Origin of the sequence: Flagellimonas flava, from assembly GCF_050617915.1 — a bacterium.
GTDB lineage: Bacteria > Bacteroidota > Bacteroidia > Flavobacteriales > Flavobacteriaceae > Flagellimonas > Flagellimonas flava_A.
In genome coordinates, this window is record NZ_JBODQE010000011.1 from 24,524 (window position 1) to 38,168 (window position 13,645).

General features: G+C 44.6%; 15 protein-coding genes. 7 read left to right on the forward strand and 8 right to left on the reverse strand.

Annotated elements, in window-relative coordinates; translation table 11 throughout:
- Window positions 1–58: 58 nt before the first annotated feature.
- Window positions 59–646: a DUF4136 domain-containing protein gene (locus ACRHOZ_RS18860; protein ID WP_420400835.1), complete on the reverse strand. Its 588-nt coding sequence runs from the start codon at window positions 644–646 to the stop codon at window positions 59–61.
- Between the two features lie 69 nt (window positions 647–715).
- Window positions 716–877, reverse strand: coding sequence for a DUF5522 domain-containing protein (locus ACRHOZ_RS18865; protein ID WP_420400834.1), 162 nt, complete (start codon window positions 875–877; stop codon window positions 716–718).
- A gap of 167 nt (window positions 878–1,044) precedes the next feature.
- Here ACRHOZ_RS18865 and ACRHOZ_RS18870 point away from each other — a divergent pair, with 167 nt between their 5' ends.
- From ACRHOZ_RS18870 to hemL, 4 genes are all read left to right on the forward strand, one after another.
- The gene (locus ACRHOZ_RS18870) at window positions 1,045–1,374 is read left to right on the forward strand and encodes a hypothetical protein (protein WP_431129099.1); all 330 of its coding nucleotides are present in this window, start codon (window positions 1,045–1,047) and stop codon (window positions 1,372–1,374) included.
- A 9-nt stretch (window positions 1,375–1,383) separates the two neighbouring features.
- Window positions 1,384–2,289 carry a 1-aminocyclopropane-1-carboxylate deaminase/D-cysteine desulfhydrase gene (locus ACRHOZ_RS18875; RefSeq protein WP_431129102.1) on the forward strand — a complete coding sequence of 302 codons (906 nt, stop codon included), beginning with the start codon at window positions 1,384–1,386 and terminating at the stop codon, window positions 2,287–2,289.
- On the forward strand, window positions 2,286–3,143 hold the full coding sequence (locus ACRHOZ_RS18880) for a glucosaminidase domain-containing protein (protein ID WP_431129105.1): 858 nt from the start codon (window positions 2,286–2,288) through the stop codon (window positions 3,141–3,143). The genes ACRHOZ_RS18875 and ACRHOZ_RS18880 overlap by 4 nt, the downstream gene beginning before the upstream one ends.
- 107 nt (window positions 3,144–3,250) lie before the next feature.
- Window positions 3,251–4,528, forward strand: coding sequence for a glutamate-1-semialdehyde 2,1-aminomutase (hemL, locus tag ACRHOZ_RS18885; protein ID WP_431129108.1), 1,278 nt, complete (start codon window positions 3,251–3,253; stop codon window positions 4,526–4,528).
- A gap of 141 nt (window positions 4,529–4,669) precedes the next feature.
- Here the strand turns inward: hemL and ACRHOZ_RS18890 are convergent, their stop codons facing one another.
- From ACRHOZ_RS18890 to ACRHOZ_RS18900, 3 genes are all read right to left on the reverse strand, one after another.
- Entirely contained in the window at window positions 4,670–5,023 is a 354-nt protein-coding gene (locus ACRHOZ_RS18890) for an endonuclease domain-containing protein (protein WP_431129112.1), read from the reverse strand.
- A 126-nt stretch (window positions 5,024–5,149) separates the two neighbouring features.
- On the reverse strand, window positions 5,150–6,154 hold the full coding sequence (locus ACRHOZ_RS18895; RefSeq protein ID WP_431129115.1) for an NAD(P)/FAD-dependent oxidoreductase: 1,005 nt from the start codon (window positions 6,152–6,154) through the stop codon (window positions 5,150–5,152).
- A gap of 81 nt (window positions 6,155–6,235) precedes the next feature.
- Entirely contained in the window at window positions 6,236–7,099 is an 864-nt protein-coding gene (locus ACRHOZ_RS18900) for a helix-turn-helix domain-containing protein (RefSeq protein ID WP_431129118.1), read from the reverse strand.
- A gap of 158 nt (window positions 7,100–7,257) precedes the next feature.
- Between ACRHOZ_RS18900 and ACRHOZ_RS18905 the strand changes: the two genes are divergently transcribed.
- From ACRHOZ_RS18905 to ACRHOZ_RS18915, 3 genes are all read left to right on the forward strand, one after another.
- A complete protein-coding gene (locus ACRHOZ_RS18905; RefSeq protein ID WP_420400823.1) occupies window positions 7,258–7,812 on the forward strand; it encodes a TetR/AcrR family transcriptional regulator in 555 nt (184 codons plus the stop codon).
- Window positions 7,813–7,880: 68 nt separating this feature from the next.
- A complete protein-coding gene (locus ACRHOZ_RS18910; protein ID WP_431129121.1) occupies window positions 7,881–8,840 on the forward strand; it encodes an alpha/beta fold hydrolase in 960 nt (319 codons plus the stop codon).
- Window positions 8,841–8,948: 108 nt separating this feature from the next.
- Window positions 8,949–9,365, forward strand: a complete 417-nt coding sequence (locus ACRHOZ_RS18915) for a DUF1348 family protein (RefSeq protein WP_431129124.1) — start codon at window positions 8,949–8,951, stop codon at window positions 9,363–9,365.
- A 64-nt stretch (window positions 9,366–9,429) separates the two neighbouring features.
- On the opposite strand, the gene ACRHOZ_RS18920 is transcribed toward ACRHOZ_RS18915, so the two are convergent.
- From ACRHOZ_RS18920 to ACRHOZ_RS18930, 3 genes are read right to left on the reverse strand one after another with little or no spacing between them, the layout of a single operon-like run.
- Window positions 9,430–9,876 carry a DoxX family membrane protein gene (locus tag ACRHOZ_RS18920; protein ID WP_431129127.1) on the reverse strand — a complete coding sequence of 149 codons (447 nt, stop codon included), beginning with the start codon at window positions 9,874–9,876 and terminating at the stop codon, window positions 9,430–9,432.
- A gap of 10 nt (window positions 9,877–9,886) precedes the next feature.
- The gene (locus tag ACRHOZ_RS18925; RefSeq protein WP_431129130.1) at window positions 9,887–11,428 is read right to left on the reverse strand and encodes an HmuY family protein; all 1,542 of its coding nucleotides are present in this window, start codon (window positions 11,426–11,428) and stop codon (window positions 9,887–9,889) included.
- A gap of 5 nt (window positions 11,429–11,433) precedes the next feature.
- The gene (locus ACRHOZ_RS18930; protein WP_431129133.1) at window positions 11,434–13,503 is read right to left on the reverse strand and encodes a TonB-dependent receptor plug domain-containing protein; all 2,070 of its coding nucleotides are present in this window, start codon (window positions 13,501–13,503) and stop codon (window positions 11,434–11,436) included.
- Between the last annotated feature and the right edge of the window lie 142 nt (window positions 13,504–13,645).

A 13,645-nucleotide genomic window follows, 5' to 3' on the forward strand; every position in this document is an offset into this window, starting at 1 on the left:
TATCAACCGCAATAAACTCCAAACCAGTTACTACAGACTCTTCGTTCTACTTATTTTTTTAGTTGGATGCCACCGCTGGCATCGGAGGATATTCTTTAAGAATATGGGAAACAAATTCGCGGATGCGCTCCTCCTTCTTTTCAATGTTCTTGGTATTGTTAAGCGTGCCCACACCACGTCCCTGCCAAACCAGTTCTTTTTTGTTGGCATCAATAACGTCAATGTACAGGGAGCCTTCGGTACGGGTGCTTACATTGTTGCCGAAGCCTCCTCCCCAGCCCCAGCCCCAACCAGGACCCCAGACCCAAGGATTGTAGAAACCGCCCCATGCGCCGCCCCATCCAAAGTTATTGTTGTACACATCCACACGTTCACGTTCCTTGGTGAAAATGCTGATCAGCACGTCAGGTTTTTGGGATTTGGCAAAGCCACGGGAAGTCATTTCCGTCTCAATAGCCTTTAGAATTCGTTTTTTGTCCAAATCTGATATTTGGGCCTTATCAATGCCGGTTTTGTAGAAGGCATAGGTTTGATATTCGCCAAAATTCGTTTGGGTATCATAATCGGAAACCACGCGTACAGAAGAGCAGGAAACCATAAATGTCGCCGCTAAGGCGACCAAGGTGAGAAGTTTTACATTTTTCATATCAATTTTACTTTTGAGTTCAACAGAAAAGACTATAAATAAGTCACAAATATTATGCCGAACATACTATTAACGCTGGCTATTTGTCTTTTTATCATAGCCATAGGGGCAGTGTCGGCATCCACTTTCACAGCAATAGCCCCTTTTAAGGTGGTATTGTTTTGTAAAGACCTTATATCCTTCCTCGGATAAGTAATAATCGCCCTCTTCAAGAGGAATGAGCTCCTTCATTTATAATGAATCCTGTCCAATTACCTATAAAATTAAACTATTCCGATGAAAGGCTTTATATGGGGTAAATTGGGTTATTCACCGAAATTGTTAATCTTATTATCGATGCAATCCATTCTTGAGTGGCTTCAAAAGTTATATTTGTAGGAAACCTATGATAATTCGGTTTGATCTTAGTCTTTAAACATTTCTTTTATCGAAACTATGTTGGCTTGTCCGTATGGCCCTTTATCATCTTAAAGGAAGGTGCACTTAGGAAGGACGATGTACTGATTAACCACGAGCGCATACATCTGAAACAACAACGGGAGCTTCTCATCATACCATTTTACATCCTGTATATTTCCGAGTGGTTATTGCGTACCGTTTTATATCTGGATAGTTATAGGGCCTACCAAAATATCAGTTTTGAACGGGAGGCCTACGCCAATGAAGATGATATGGAGTATATTTTCCAGAGAAAACCCTATAGTTTTGTAAACTATTTGATGCGTTAATTCCCAAGCTTGTTGATTCCCAACCAGAAAATTGAACTACCACTTTTAAAGGAAAGTGGCGTGACTCTTTACATGAAAAGGGAGGACATCATTCACCCTCATATTTCCGGGAACAAATACCGAAAACTCAAATACAATCTTATTGAGGCGAAACAGCAGGGACATGACACCTTGCTTACCTTCGGTGGGGCATTTTCCAATCATATAGCAGCTACAGCCTATGCGGGAAAGGAAGCTGGACTGAAAACCATCGGGGTCATCCGTGGGGAGGAGTTGGAGGAGGGGTGGCAAGATAATCCAACCTTAAAACTGGCTTCCGAACATGGAATGCGATTTCATTTTGTTTCACGAAGCGAATATCGGAATAAGACAACGGATGCCTATCAGGAAAAATTGAAGATGACTCTTGGCGGATTTTATCTACTACCTGAAGGCGGCACCAATGATTTGGCCATCAAAGGGTGCGAAGAAATTTTGACGGAAGAGGATAAGAAATTCGAATTTGTTTGTAGCGCCGTGGGTACAGGTGGAACCATCGCCGGAATTATCAATTCGGCCCAACCGCATCAACGGGTATTGGGCTTTCCTGCCCTTAAAGGCGACTTTTTGCAAGCTGAAATTCGGAAATGGTCCGATGGTGGTGATTGGGACTTGATCCAGGACTACCATTTTGGCGGATATGCAAAGATCACAACAGAACTGGTGGACTTTATCAACCATTATAAAAAGAAAACTGGCATTCCCTTAGATCCTATTTATACTGGAAAGATGCTTTTTGGTATTTTTGACCTAATTAAAAAAGGCTTTTTTAAGTCGGGCACCCAAATTTTGGCCATCCATACTGGTGGTTTGCAAGGGATAAAAGGCATGAACGAAGTACTTAAACGAAAGAATTTACCGTTATTGGATTTATGATCAGGAGAATTGGATATGTTGTGGTACTCGCCATGTTACTAACGGGTTGTAAGTCCAAAAAGCGAACGGTTACACGTCAGCCCAAACCTGTTGTGGAGACCAAGACCAACATTCCACGAAACCCTAACCGGGATTTACCTAAGGATGGACCCAAAGAGTCCGAACTGTATCCAATGCCTGCCAACCCAGGCCGATTTGTTAAATTCCCGATTGCAGATACCCAGGAATACATTGAAACTTTTGCGGAAATCGCCCAATACGAAATGCGAGCCTTTGGCATTCCGGCCAGTATTACCTTGGCGCAAGGAATTTTGGAAAGCGGATCGGGCAAAGGCGAGTTGACCAGAAAGACCAATAACCATTTCGGGATCAAATGCCATACGGGATGGGATGGTGAGTTTGATTTTCATGATGACGACGCCAAAGGAGAGTGTTTTAGAAAATACAACCACCCCATGTATTCCTTTAGGGACCATAGCATTTTTCTTTCGTCACGTTCACGCTATGCTTTTCTCTTTAATTACCGACGTGATGATTATAAAAAATGGGCTTACGGACTGAGACAAGCGGGCTATGCAACGGACCGCAAATACCCCCAAAAGCTGATAGCCTTGATAGAGCGGTACGATTTGGACCAATACGATGATGAAGTAGTCCGAGGAGGTTTGGACACCGTTCGGGCACCCAAAAAATACGATGTGTTCACCCATGTGGTAGAACAAGGAGATACGCTGTATGGCATCTCCAGAAAATATACCATTTCGGTGGATGAGTTAAAAAGGCTCAACAATCTGAACAGCAACACCATTTCCATTGGGCAGGTGCTCAACATCAGAAAAGAAAAAACGAAGTAAACGCCTCAGTTCGAGTGGTTCCGACTTTGTCGGAAGTGTATCAAGAACAGCAACGCGTCTATAACAATAAGATTCCCGTTTACACGGGAATGACATAAGAACACTACATGCTATACCAACGAAGCAGTGCCTTGTTTACGGAGGCCAAGAAATACATCCCCGGTGGGGTAAATTCCCCAGTACGAGCCTTTAAAGCCGTAGGCGGAGATCCCATATTTGTAAAAGAGGCCAAAGGGGCTTATTTATACGATGAAGATGGTAACCAATTAATTGATTACATCGCTTCTTGGGGCCCATTGATTTTGGGTCACGCCCATGAACCCGTAATCAATGCGGTGATTGAAAAGGCCAAAAAAGGAACCTCATTTGGTATGCCCACCGAAATTGAAACCGAACTGGCCCAACTGGCCGTTTCCATGGTGCCCAATATTGACAAGATTCGTTTTGTGAACAGCGGTACCGAAGCGTGTATGAGTGCTGTGCGTTTGGCTCGAGGGTATACGGGCAAAGACAAAATCATCAAATTCGCGGGCTGTTACCACGGCCATTCCGATTCTTTTTTGATTCAGGCAGGGAGTGGAGCAGTGACTTTTGGAAGTCCCAATAGTCCTGGAGTGACCCAAGGAACCGCTAAGGATACCTTACTGGCCAATTATAACGATTTGGAAGGGGTGAAAGCCCTTGCCGAAGCCAATAAAGGTGAGATTGCTGCGATTATTTTGGAACCCGTAGCAGGGAATATGGGTTGTATTATTCCTACAGACGAATTTATCCATGGCCTTCGTGAGTTGTGCACTCAAGAGGGTGTTTTGTTGCTATTTGATGAGGTGATGACTGGCTTTCGATTGGGCAAAGGTGGAGCACAGGAAGCGTTGGGCATTGATGCCGATATTGTAATGTTCGGAAAAGTAATTGGGGGAGGATTGCCTGTGGGTGCTTTTGCAGCTAGGGCCGAAATCATGTCGCATTTAGCTCCCGATGGACCAGTGTATCAGGCTGGAACCTTAAGCGGAAACCCCTTGGCTATGAGCGCTGGATTGGCCATGCTCACGGAGCTCAATAACAAACCTGAAGTGTTCAGCAGTCTAGCCGAAAAAACGGAGTATCTACATAAAGGCATTGCCGAAGTTTTGACCGAAAAAGGAGTGACGCACCAAATCAACCGATATGGCAGCATGATTTCGGTGCATTTTTGCGAAGACCCGGTAGTGGATTTTGCTTCTTCGGCCAAAGGCAATAACGATACTTTCAAAAAATATTTCCATGGCATGCTGAAGCAAGGGGTGTACCTCCCACCTTCCGCATTTGAAAGTTACTTCCTAAATGATGCGCTTACCTATTCGGATTTGGACAAGACCATTGAGGCTGTAAAAACTATGTTTTAGTTTTCATCCTTACCGATTTCTTACGAAATCACCTTTCACTCAACAGGGAGAGGAGCAATTATGAACTTGACACGAGACCTCCTTCCCTTTAAGGGAAGGTGTCCGAAGGACAGAAGGGTCAAAATATGAACCTGGTTACAACTAATCAAAATGCTCCCGAATCTCCTGTAGCACCGAAGCCAAATTCTCAAACACCATACTGTTTTCAAACCGAAGCACGGTGAGACCAAGACCTTCTAGATGTTGGGTACGGAAATAATCCTTTTCTTGGGCCACAGCATTAAAATGAACCTGCCCGTCCAATTCAATGATCAGTTTTTCAGAAGCGCAATAGAAATCCGCAATGAAATTATCAATGCTGTGCTGTCTTCGGAACTTTCTTCCGTCCAGTTGTTTGCGTTGCAATTTGGTCCACAGAAAAGCCTCAGCTGGAGTCAGGTTTTTGCGTAGGTCTTTCCGATACTGTTTAAGTATACGTTTGTTATGTCGCCTCATTGGGTATTGTAAGATTGGGTAGGGGTAAGGTAGGTAAAATAATATTTAGCTAAAACCCCTCCGTCCTCGAGCACCTCGCCTCCTAGGAAGGAAGGAGTTTTTTTAAGTGTAAGACATAAGTAAATACTAAACCTCCTCCATGATCATCTCCTTGCTCACGATCATACCTGTAAAAGTGCCTTGGTATACCGCATTGGAAACCGTCCGCATACGGGTGGTATTGTCCCCGCAGGCATAAATTCCTTCCACGGTGGTTTTTTGCATCCCGTTCACAACAATGTATCCTTGCTCGTCCAGTTCTGCGCCCAGGGAAATGGGAATATCACAATGTTGTTCAAAAGGGATATGGGCATAGAGCGCTGTGACCGCTGCCGTACTTCCATCCGAAAAACGTAGCTGTTTCAGATAGCCTTCCTCATGCTCCACTTTCTGTATTTCCTTGTTCACTACCTCAATATTGAGGTCTTTTAGTTGCGTTATTTGTTCTGGGGATAAATTGGACTTGCCATTGGTATAAAGGGTAAGGTCTTTGGTCCAATTGGTCAGAAATTTGGCAAATTCAAAAGCTTCTTCCCCATGGGCCAACACCCCTGTTTTGGCACCTCTTACTTCGTAACCATGGCAATACGGACAGTGCAAAATGGAAATCCCCCAACAATCCGAAAAGCCTTCAATGGGGGGCATAATGTCCTTTATGCCCGTGGCAAATACCAGCTTGTTAGCCGTGAACCGCTCCTTGTTGGAAGTGGTAATTTCAAACCCATCTGCAATCTTTCTACCTTCGATAGCCAAGCCATCAAAAAAATGAACGGTACTGTATTGCTCCACCTGACTTCGGCCCAGTTGGGCAATCTCATGGGGAGGCACCCCGTCCTGGGTCAAAAAATTATGAGAATAAGGCGTCTGTCGGTTACAGGGTTTGCCGCTATCTATGATCAATACTTTTTTCAGGGCCCTGCCCAGGGCCATGGCCGCAGAAAGGCCTGAGTAGCTTCCGCCAACGATAATAACATCAAAGTGGTTCTTTTTCATGGGATTATAGGTGCTAAAATTTAAGGGATGGAGCAGCATGCTGGAAGCCGTGACCGTCCCGCTCTTGTTTATAAATGTCCTTCGGCTCATGGGTCTCATGACATACTCTTAATTGTACAGGTACAAAAGTAGCGGTCATCGGAGTCATGGAGGTAGGACAAGTATGGGCTTGAATAGGACTTATGTGAAGTTTTGCCGGTAGGCGTCCGGCGATTGCCCAGAATGTTTTTTAAAGAAGCGGATAAAATAGGAAACGTCCTCGTAGCCCAACTGATGGGCAATTTCCTTCACCTGGTTACTTGTGGCCAGTAATCTCCGTTTGGATTCCAAAATTATTTGGTCGTTGATCACCTCACGACAGGTCTTACCCAATCCGGATTTGGTAATGGCATTGAGTTGATAGGAACTCAAGTGCAGCATTTCTGCATAGTCTGATACCTTTTTATGGGCAGCCAGATGGGTTTCCAAAAGTTCCAAAAAAGCCTCCAGTCGCTCACGGGGATAGAGATCTGGGCCTTTAAGCTTGGGAACATTGGGCTGCTGCTGACGTAAAAGCTCAATGAGGAAAATGTCCAGTTGCGCCTTGATCATTTTTTCATGGCCAGGTCGTTCCGCGGAAAATTCGTCCAAGATGGCATGTAGGGGAGCGGTCACTTTAGTGTAGGTTGTTGGATTGAAGGAATACAGTGTGGTATTGCTGCAAGAGCGGAGCAGTAATCTGGAATCCATGCTGCAATTGTCAAAAAAGTCCGAGGTAAACTGCATTACAAAACCAGTGGAACCTGTATCCAATTGCAGGTCGTGCACCTGGCCGGGCCGCATAAAGAACACGCAATGGTCACCTACGGGATAGGGGGTAAAATCGATATGATGTTGGCCAGAGGCACGCTCCAGGGCCAGGATAAAGTAAAAATCGTGCCGATGCAGTTCTTGCACCATGGGAATTTTTTCCAGGAGTTGGGCAATATCCCTAATGATAAAATTCCCCAAAAGGTGAGGTTCCTCTTGGAAATGGTGTAGCCGTGCAATTGGAATTTCTTTCATGTGATTACTCCTAACCCTATTCAGCAATATATAAAGCTAGTTTGTTATACCAATTTCTCCAAGGGTATTACAGGAATCAGTCAATTTCGTTAAAGTGTGTTAAAATATTACCGAACGTTTGGTAAAATTAAAAATCATTGTACATTTGTCCCATGAGAATGGCAAAAGTATCAGATCAGGAAATTTTAAACGGGCTTATGTCCGTGTTTCGCTCTAAAGGCTATGATGGGGCCAGCTTAAATGAGTTGGCCGAGGCCACAGGGCTTAAAAAGGCCAGTCTCTACCATCGCTTTCCCGGAGGGAAAAAGGAAATGACGGATGCCGTGCTGGACTTTATGGAGGCCTGGATCAACGAGAAGGTCTATACGGTACTTTCCAATACGGAAACACCACCTCAAAAACGGCTAAAAGATGCCATCCACAATATTGGCGAGGTGTACGGCCATGGCACCAAGGTTTGCCTATACCGCTCCTTGAGTATGGACACTGGCATGTCGCTCTTTGGCAATAAAATAGAAAAGGGGATTGGGCAGTGGTTGGATTCGTTTAGTATTCTGGGTCAAGCTTTTGGAAAAGATGAAGCGACGTCCAAACAGCTGGCTCAGCAGAATTTTGTGGAGATCCAAGGGAGTTTGGTCCTTAGTAAGGCTACGGGTAGTACAGAGCCTTTTGCCAAGACTCTCAAAAATATTGAACAGAGATATACAACATAAAAAAATTTAATTATTTAAATAACCGAACGTTCGGTAATATAACAAAAACAACAATTAATATTAAAATCATGAAAACAAGTAAATCAATTCTAGTAGTATTTGTAATGGCACTTTTTGCGGCCTCGAACCTTAACGGACAACGAAACAAGTCCGGTGTAGACACGTATCCAACCACTTTTCATACCGCCAAGGTGGCCGGTTTGGATATTTTTTATCGCGAAGCAGGACCCAAAGATGCCCCAACCCTTTTGTTGTTGCACGGCTATCCCACTTCTTCCCACATGTTCCGAAATCTAATCGAAGATTTGTCCCAAGATTACCATTTGATAGCTCCGGATTATCCTGGCTATGGACGCAGCTCCCAACCCCCCATGTCCGAGTTTGAGTATAGCTTTGACAATTTTGCGGAGATAGTGGACGAATTGTTGGTGCAGCTCAAGATCAATCGGTACAGCTTGTACCTAATGGATTATGGTGCTCCTGTAGGCTATCGCATTTTTGAGAAACATCCGGAAAGGGTAGAAGCCTTCATCGTGCAAAATGGAAATGCCTATACAGAAGGTTTGGCAGATTTCTGGGATCCCTTGCGCAAGCTTTGGGCCAATAATTCAGAAGAAAACAAGAAGCCCCTGGAAGGATTTCACCAATTGGGAGGTCTTAAATGGCAGTACCTGCATGGGGTGCAGGACAGTACCAAAATAAGCCCAGATAACTGGCACCATGACCTGCAACACTTGACCCGTCCAGAGAACAACGAAATCCAGCTGGCCATGTTCTACGACTACCGCACCAATGTGGATCGTTACCCGGGATGGCAAAAGCTCTTTAGGGAATACCAGGTTCCCACTTTGATCGTGTGGGGAAAGAACGACTATATTTTCCCTCCCTCAGGTGCCCATCCGTACAAACGTGATCTTAAGAACGTGGAGTTCCATTTGTTGAACACGGGCCACTTTGCCCTGGAGGAAAAAGGGGATGAGATTGCGGGGTACATCAGTAATTTCCTAGCTAAAAACAAGATAAAATAAGTTAACAACCCGTAATTAGGTGCACTGCCCGTGGCTCATTTTTTTTCATGAGGTTGCGGGTAGTGTTTTGGGTTTTCATCCGACTTAGGTTGGTATAAACTACACACTATGGAACAAGAAGTAAAGCAGCCGATTCCTCCATTTACCTTGGAGACGGCCAAACAGAAAATACAATTGGCGGAAGATGCCTGGAACAGTCAAGATCCCGTAAAAGTTTCCAAAGCCTATAGGGTGGACAGCGAGTGGCGAAATCGGTCGCAGTTCATTAATGGGCGGGAAGAAATCCAAGCTTTTTTGACCGACAAATGGGAAAACGAAAGACACTATAAACTCAAAAAGGAGTATTGGGCCCATGGGGATGATCGTATTGCAGTCCGCTTTGAGTATGAGTATCAAAACAAGGACGGACAATGGTTCCGTGCCCATGGCAATGAGAATTGGGAGTTTGATCCAAATGGCCTGATGAAGAAGCGGTACGCGAGTATCAATGATGTGGCTATTGCAGAAGGGGATAGGAGGTTGTAATTTAGAAACAAAAACGGGGCTAAACAGCCCCGTTTTCCACAAAAATCTAACTAAACCAACCTAACTAAATCGGTTTGATCCAAAGCAGGTGCTTCCACTTGCTTCTTTCTTTAATGATGAGCAAAATGTTGATGGCAAACAGACCTCCGGTCTCGAGCAGTTCACCCAGTTCATCGGCCTCCAGGAACAGATGGAATAAAAAGATGTGCAAGGTTATAGGCAGCAAGAAAATTGCACCCACAAAACTGGTACCTTGCAACAGTACCAACAGACCAAATAGCAATTCACAAATACCCAGTACCTGCCAAAAGTATCCGGTCTGTTTGGCTCCACTGATGTACAATATTTTTTGAAGGGTACTTTCCTTTTCTGGAGCTTTGAACTTCTCGGCTTTCTCCACCACTTCAACGGGGGAAGGAATGGGCTTTTGAAACTTCTGGATGCCTCCGTAGAACATCATTCCTCCCAAAATCAGACGAAGGATTATAAAAACAATATTCTTAACACTCATGATGTCCGTTTTAAAGTCTTTCGTAGGTAAATTGGGCGTTACCACGTACCCCTTCGTTACTTATATAAGCCGTGAACATCATCTTATAAAAGTTGCCCGCGGTATCTTTTAGCACATAATAGCGGTCATCCTTTAATACTCCGCCAAAGGCATCTCTCCAGCCACTACCGATTACGGTTCTGTCATCGTAAACCAAGGCGGATTCGTCCACATCGCCCCTGGCAAAATTGGCATAGGAAGGCACGTCGAACTCAGTAACCACACCTTCGGAATTCTTTTCATAGGTGGTTATCTGGTACAGTCCAGCACCCCCTAAAGTGTTGTGCACGGCAAAGTCAGAATAGGTCAATCCGGCAACAAGCGGACCTTGATAGCCGTAATAGGAAAACACCCCACTAAAGTTGATGTCCCAGGCATCAGCTGCTGGTTCTACACTTACGCTTTGACCATCGGTCAGGCTAAAGCCGGACACCAAGTAGCTGGAATTCTTGGGAACTGTAACCTCAGAGAAATTGGCTGTCTCGTCCAAGGCGGCATATTGAATGGTATAATTGCTTCCATCGCTCAAGATCCGCACCTTCATAAAGCCTCGATGGTCGCCGGTAGTGTTGATACTTCCAGGTTCGGCGGCTTCGGTAGGAATCTCGTTTCCAAGACCCACAATGTAAACATGGTTCTCGTCGGCCGTTGTGGAAATCTCTGCAAAGGCTGTCCCTTCCAAATCCCCTTGCCAGCTATCGGTAAATACAACACCTTGGTCAATATCCCCATACTGGAAATAACCCACAGGCAATCCTTGAAGTAGTTCTTCCACAGTGTTTACGGTTACTGTGGTTGGTTGAAAGGTCATGGGGTCCAAGGTGTTCAATTCCAAGGGAGTGGTCAAGGCTGTGGCTTCAGTTACCGAAAGTAGATCGGTAATTCCATCCAACTCAGCGGCCGATACCAATAAGGCGGCATTCAAATACACCCGGTTTTCAGTACCATTGAACAGACCTAGTTCCCAAGTATCCCGTTTAACCGCAGTTTGAACTCCGGAGCTAAAGTCGAAATAAACCTGATTGGGCATGTTGGAACCCCCGTTTTCCAAATCGATGATTCCATTTAAGGCCGCGATGGGTGAAAAACTGACCGTGGCTGAGTTTACGGAACCATTTAGCCAGTCCGTATTGTCAAAACCATCCAAAGCGAAAGTCACCGACTTGGTGGTTCCCTCAATGGGATCCAAGATTTTGGTGAAGGTGATAGTAGAGCTTAAGTCGCCAACGGCTACAGGAAGGGAAATGGTTCCGGAGGTTGCTGCTGGAACGGTAGAGAAATCGGTGCCGTAAACCGCATTTTCACCCGTAAAGGACACAGTGATGGTACCTGCTTCCGTGGCCGCCCTAGAAAAATTTAAGGTGATTTCCTTGGTGGTATCCGTTTCCGAAGTGCTAATGGTGGCAGAACTAAAGGTTACCGAGAAATCAATAAGATCATCGGAATCATCACTACTGCAAGAACTCAAAATCGCCAAAAACAGCGACACATATAAAAACGTAAGTTTTTTCATGGTTTTTAATTAAGGTTTAATTTGTATGATAGTTTTAAAAAATAGGATCTCCCGTTACCGAACAACCTGCTGGCAGTTGAATTGGATGCATGAGTTCCTGAGGGAACATCGGAGGCGTTTACGGTAACAATGTCGAAGATATTTCGGGCACCAAGGGTGATATCCAAATCCTTGGTTAAACTTGTTCGGACAGAAGCATCCATCCAGGTGAAATCATCCGTTTGCCCTACCACGGGACCGCTATCCCCAGGGACCAAAACCTGTGTTCTTCCAGTATACTTTAGTTGGGTGGAAAGAGTGGTTTTCCAAGAAGGGATGGTATAGCCCAAGGTAGTCTGAAGATTGAAACTCCAGAGGTAGTCGCTATTACTATCTTCAGACCCTTCAATGGCGGTGGATTCGCCCATATAAGTTGCGCCCAATCCAGCTTGCCAACGATCCAATTTGATGCTGTTCTCCCACGAAAAGCCCAAAATTTTGGAAAAATCCACATTGGCAAAAGTGAAGAGGCTTCGGTCATTGTCATCCGCGGTTACCACGCTGGCAATCTTGTCCTGAATATCAAAGTAATAGGACTTAATCGCCGATTTTAGGAGGCCACTTTCCCCGATTTTGTACTTGTTTTCCAAATTCAAGAACACGGAAATTCCATCTTCGGGTTGCAGGTTGGGATTGCCTTGAACATTGTGGTTGGCATCCACAAAGTAAAAGAAAAGTTCCTCAAAATTGGGCGCCCTAAAGGCTGAGCCAAAGACGGCTTTTAGTTTGAAGGTATCTGTAAAATCATAGGTAGAGGACAGGGACCATATCAATTGGTTACCGAACTGGGAGTTGTTGGTGAATCTTGCCCCTGGATAAAAGGATAGCTTGTCCGTTAGATTAAAATCCAGTACTCCAAAAAAGTCATAGTTTTCCAAAGTATTTTCTACCACATCATTGGAATATTCCCCGGTGGCAATGGCATCAAACCCGGTTTGGCGGGTAAACTCATACCCCAACTGCGAATTAAAAAACTCCGATTTGGGGACGATGTTGGATACAAAACCCTTGGAATAGTAAATTTTACTGGACTGACTCAGGTCATCCGAAATAAAGGATTCAATGCCCTGCTGTAGAATGTTGTAAACATATTGTTGGTAGTAGCGTTTTTGGTCCTGGTATGAAAAGAACAGATTGTAGTTGGTCTGTCCTTTTAAAGGACCCGAAACGGTGAGGTTGTTGACCCAGCGATCGGTTTCAAAAATTTCATCCAATGCGGTTGGGTTTACCAAACCGGTGCCGGGATCCAAGCGTCCGGTTACGTTTCGATCATAAACAGTCACCTCTTCATCAAAGTACTGCAGCTTAAAAAAGATATTGTGCTTGCCCAAGGTGGCATTTAGGTTACCAAATGCGGTTAGTTGTTCCTTAGGATTCCACTCGGTTCCGCGGAGACCGTCATTGATCAAGGTATTATCTTGGATATTGACATAATCCTTACCTCGGAAGTTGTTAAAAAAGCCAGCATAATCGTTTCTGGATGCTCCAATGGAATAGCCCAATTTGTTATTGACCTGATTGCTGATTTTGAAGTTTTGGATGTGTCGGCCTTCATCGAACAGGGCATATTCGTCACCTACGGTTTCTTCTTGCACTGAAACCTGTACCTGCCAGGCATAATCACCTTCCAAGCCCCGCTTGGTTACAATATTGATAACCCCCGCTACGGCATTGTCCCCATATAATACTCCCATGGAACCTTCCACGATTTCGATACGGTCAACATCCTCCAAGTTGATTTGGGTGATATCGATGTTGTTGCCCACTCCGTTGTCACTGGCCACGGGGATGCCATCAATCAGGATTTTCACGTATTGCCCATCCAAGCCAAACATGTTCACAGTTGATCTTCCAGTGGAGGCATCCGGGGTAATTGTGATGTTGAGGTTATAGTTCAGTATATCGGCAAGATTGTTACCCGCAACTTTGGCAATGTCCTTTTGATCTACCACCCCAACGGCAAATAATTTCTTGCTGAGCGACATCACTTTACTCTCTCCGGTCACTATAACTTCAGTCAAATGCTTTAGCGACATGGTTTCTTGCCCTAAAGAATCAAGCTGCTGCGCGTTACTGTAAATACCTAATAAACAAGATAGTGCGACTACGTATATTTGGTTATTTAGATTCATTCTTGATTAATTGTCGACAAATATATAAGTTATTTTAATTCAGTCT

What these genes read in the sequence shown, in the direction of transcription:
- ACRHOZ_RS18860 (WP_420400835.1), bottom strand. Translation starts at nt 646, where the DNA reads ATGAAAAATGTAAAACTTCTCACCTTGGTCGCCTTAGCGGCGACATTT.
- ACRHOZ_RS18865 (WP_420400834.1), bottom strand. Translation starts at nt 877, where the DNA reads ATGAAGGAGCTCATTCCTCTTGAAGAGGGCGATTATTACTTATCCGAG.
- ACRHOZ_RS18880 (WP_431129105.1), top strand. Translation starts at nt 2,286, where the DNA reads ATGATCAGGAGAATTGGATATGTTGTGGTACTCGCCATGTTACTAACG.
- hemL (WP_431129108.1), top strand. Translation starts at nt 3,251, where the DNA reads ATGCTATACCAACGAAGCAGTGCCTTGTTTACGGAGGCCAAGAAATAC.
- ACRHOZ_RS18890 (WP_431129112.1), bottom strand. Translation starts at nt 5,023, where the DNA reads ATGAGGCGACATAACAAACGTATACTTAAACAGTATCGGAAAGACCTA.
- ACRHOZ_RS18895 (WP_431129115.1), bottom strand. Translation starts at nt 6,154, where the DNA reads ATGAGACCCATGAGCCGAAGGACATTTATAAACAAGAGCGGGACGGTC.
- ACRHOZ_RS18900 (WP_431129118.1), bottom strand. Translation starts at nt 7,099, where the DNA reads ATGAAAGAAATTCCAATTGCACGGCTACACCATTTCCAAGAGGAACCT.
- ACRHOZ_RS18905 (WP_420400823.1), top strand. Translation starts at nt 7,258, where the DNA reads ATGGCAAAAGTATCAGATCAGGAAATTTTAAACGGGCTTATGTCCGTG.
- ACRHOZ_RS18910 (WP_431129121.1), top strand. Translation starts at nt 7,881, where the DNA reads ATGAAAACAAGTAAATCAATTCTAGTAGTATTTGTAATGGCACTTTTT.
- ACRHOZ_RS18915 (WP_431129124.1), top strand. Translation starts at nt 8,949, where the DNA reads ATGGAACAAGAAGTAAAGCAGCCGATTCCTCCATTTACCTTGGAGACG.
- ACRHOZ_RS18920 (WP_431129127.1), bottom strand. Translation starts at nt 9,876, where the DNA reads ATGAGTGTTAAGAATATTGTTTTTATAATCCTTCGTCTGATTTTGGGA.
- ACRHOZ_RS18925 (WP_431129130.1), bottom strand. Translation starts at nt 11,428, where the DNA reads ATGAAAAAACTTACGTTTTTATATGTGTCGCTGTTTTTGGCGATTTTG.
- ACRHOZ_RS18930 (WP_431129133.1), bottom strand. Translation starts at nt 13,503, where the DNA reads ATGTCGCTAAAGCATTTGACTGAAGTTATAGTGACCGGAGAGAGTAAA.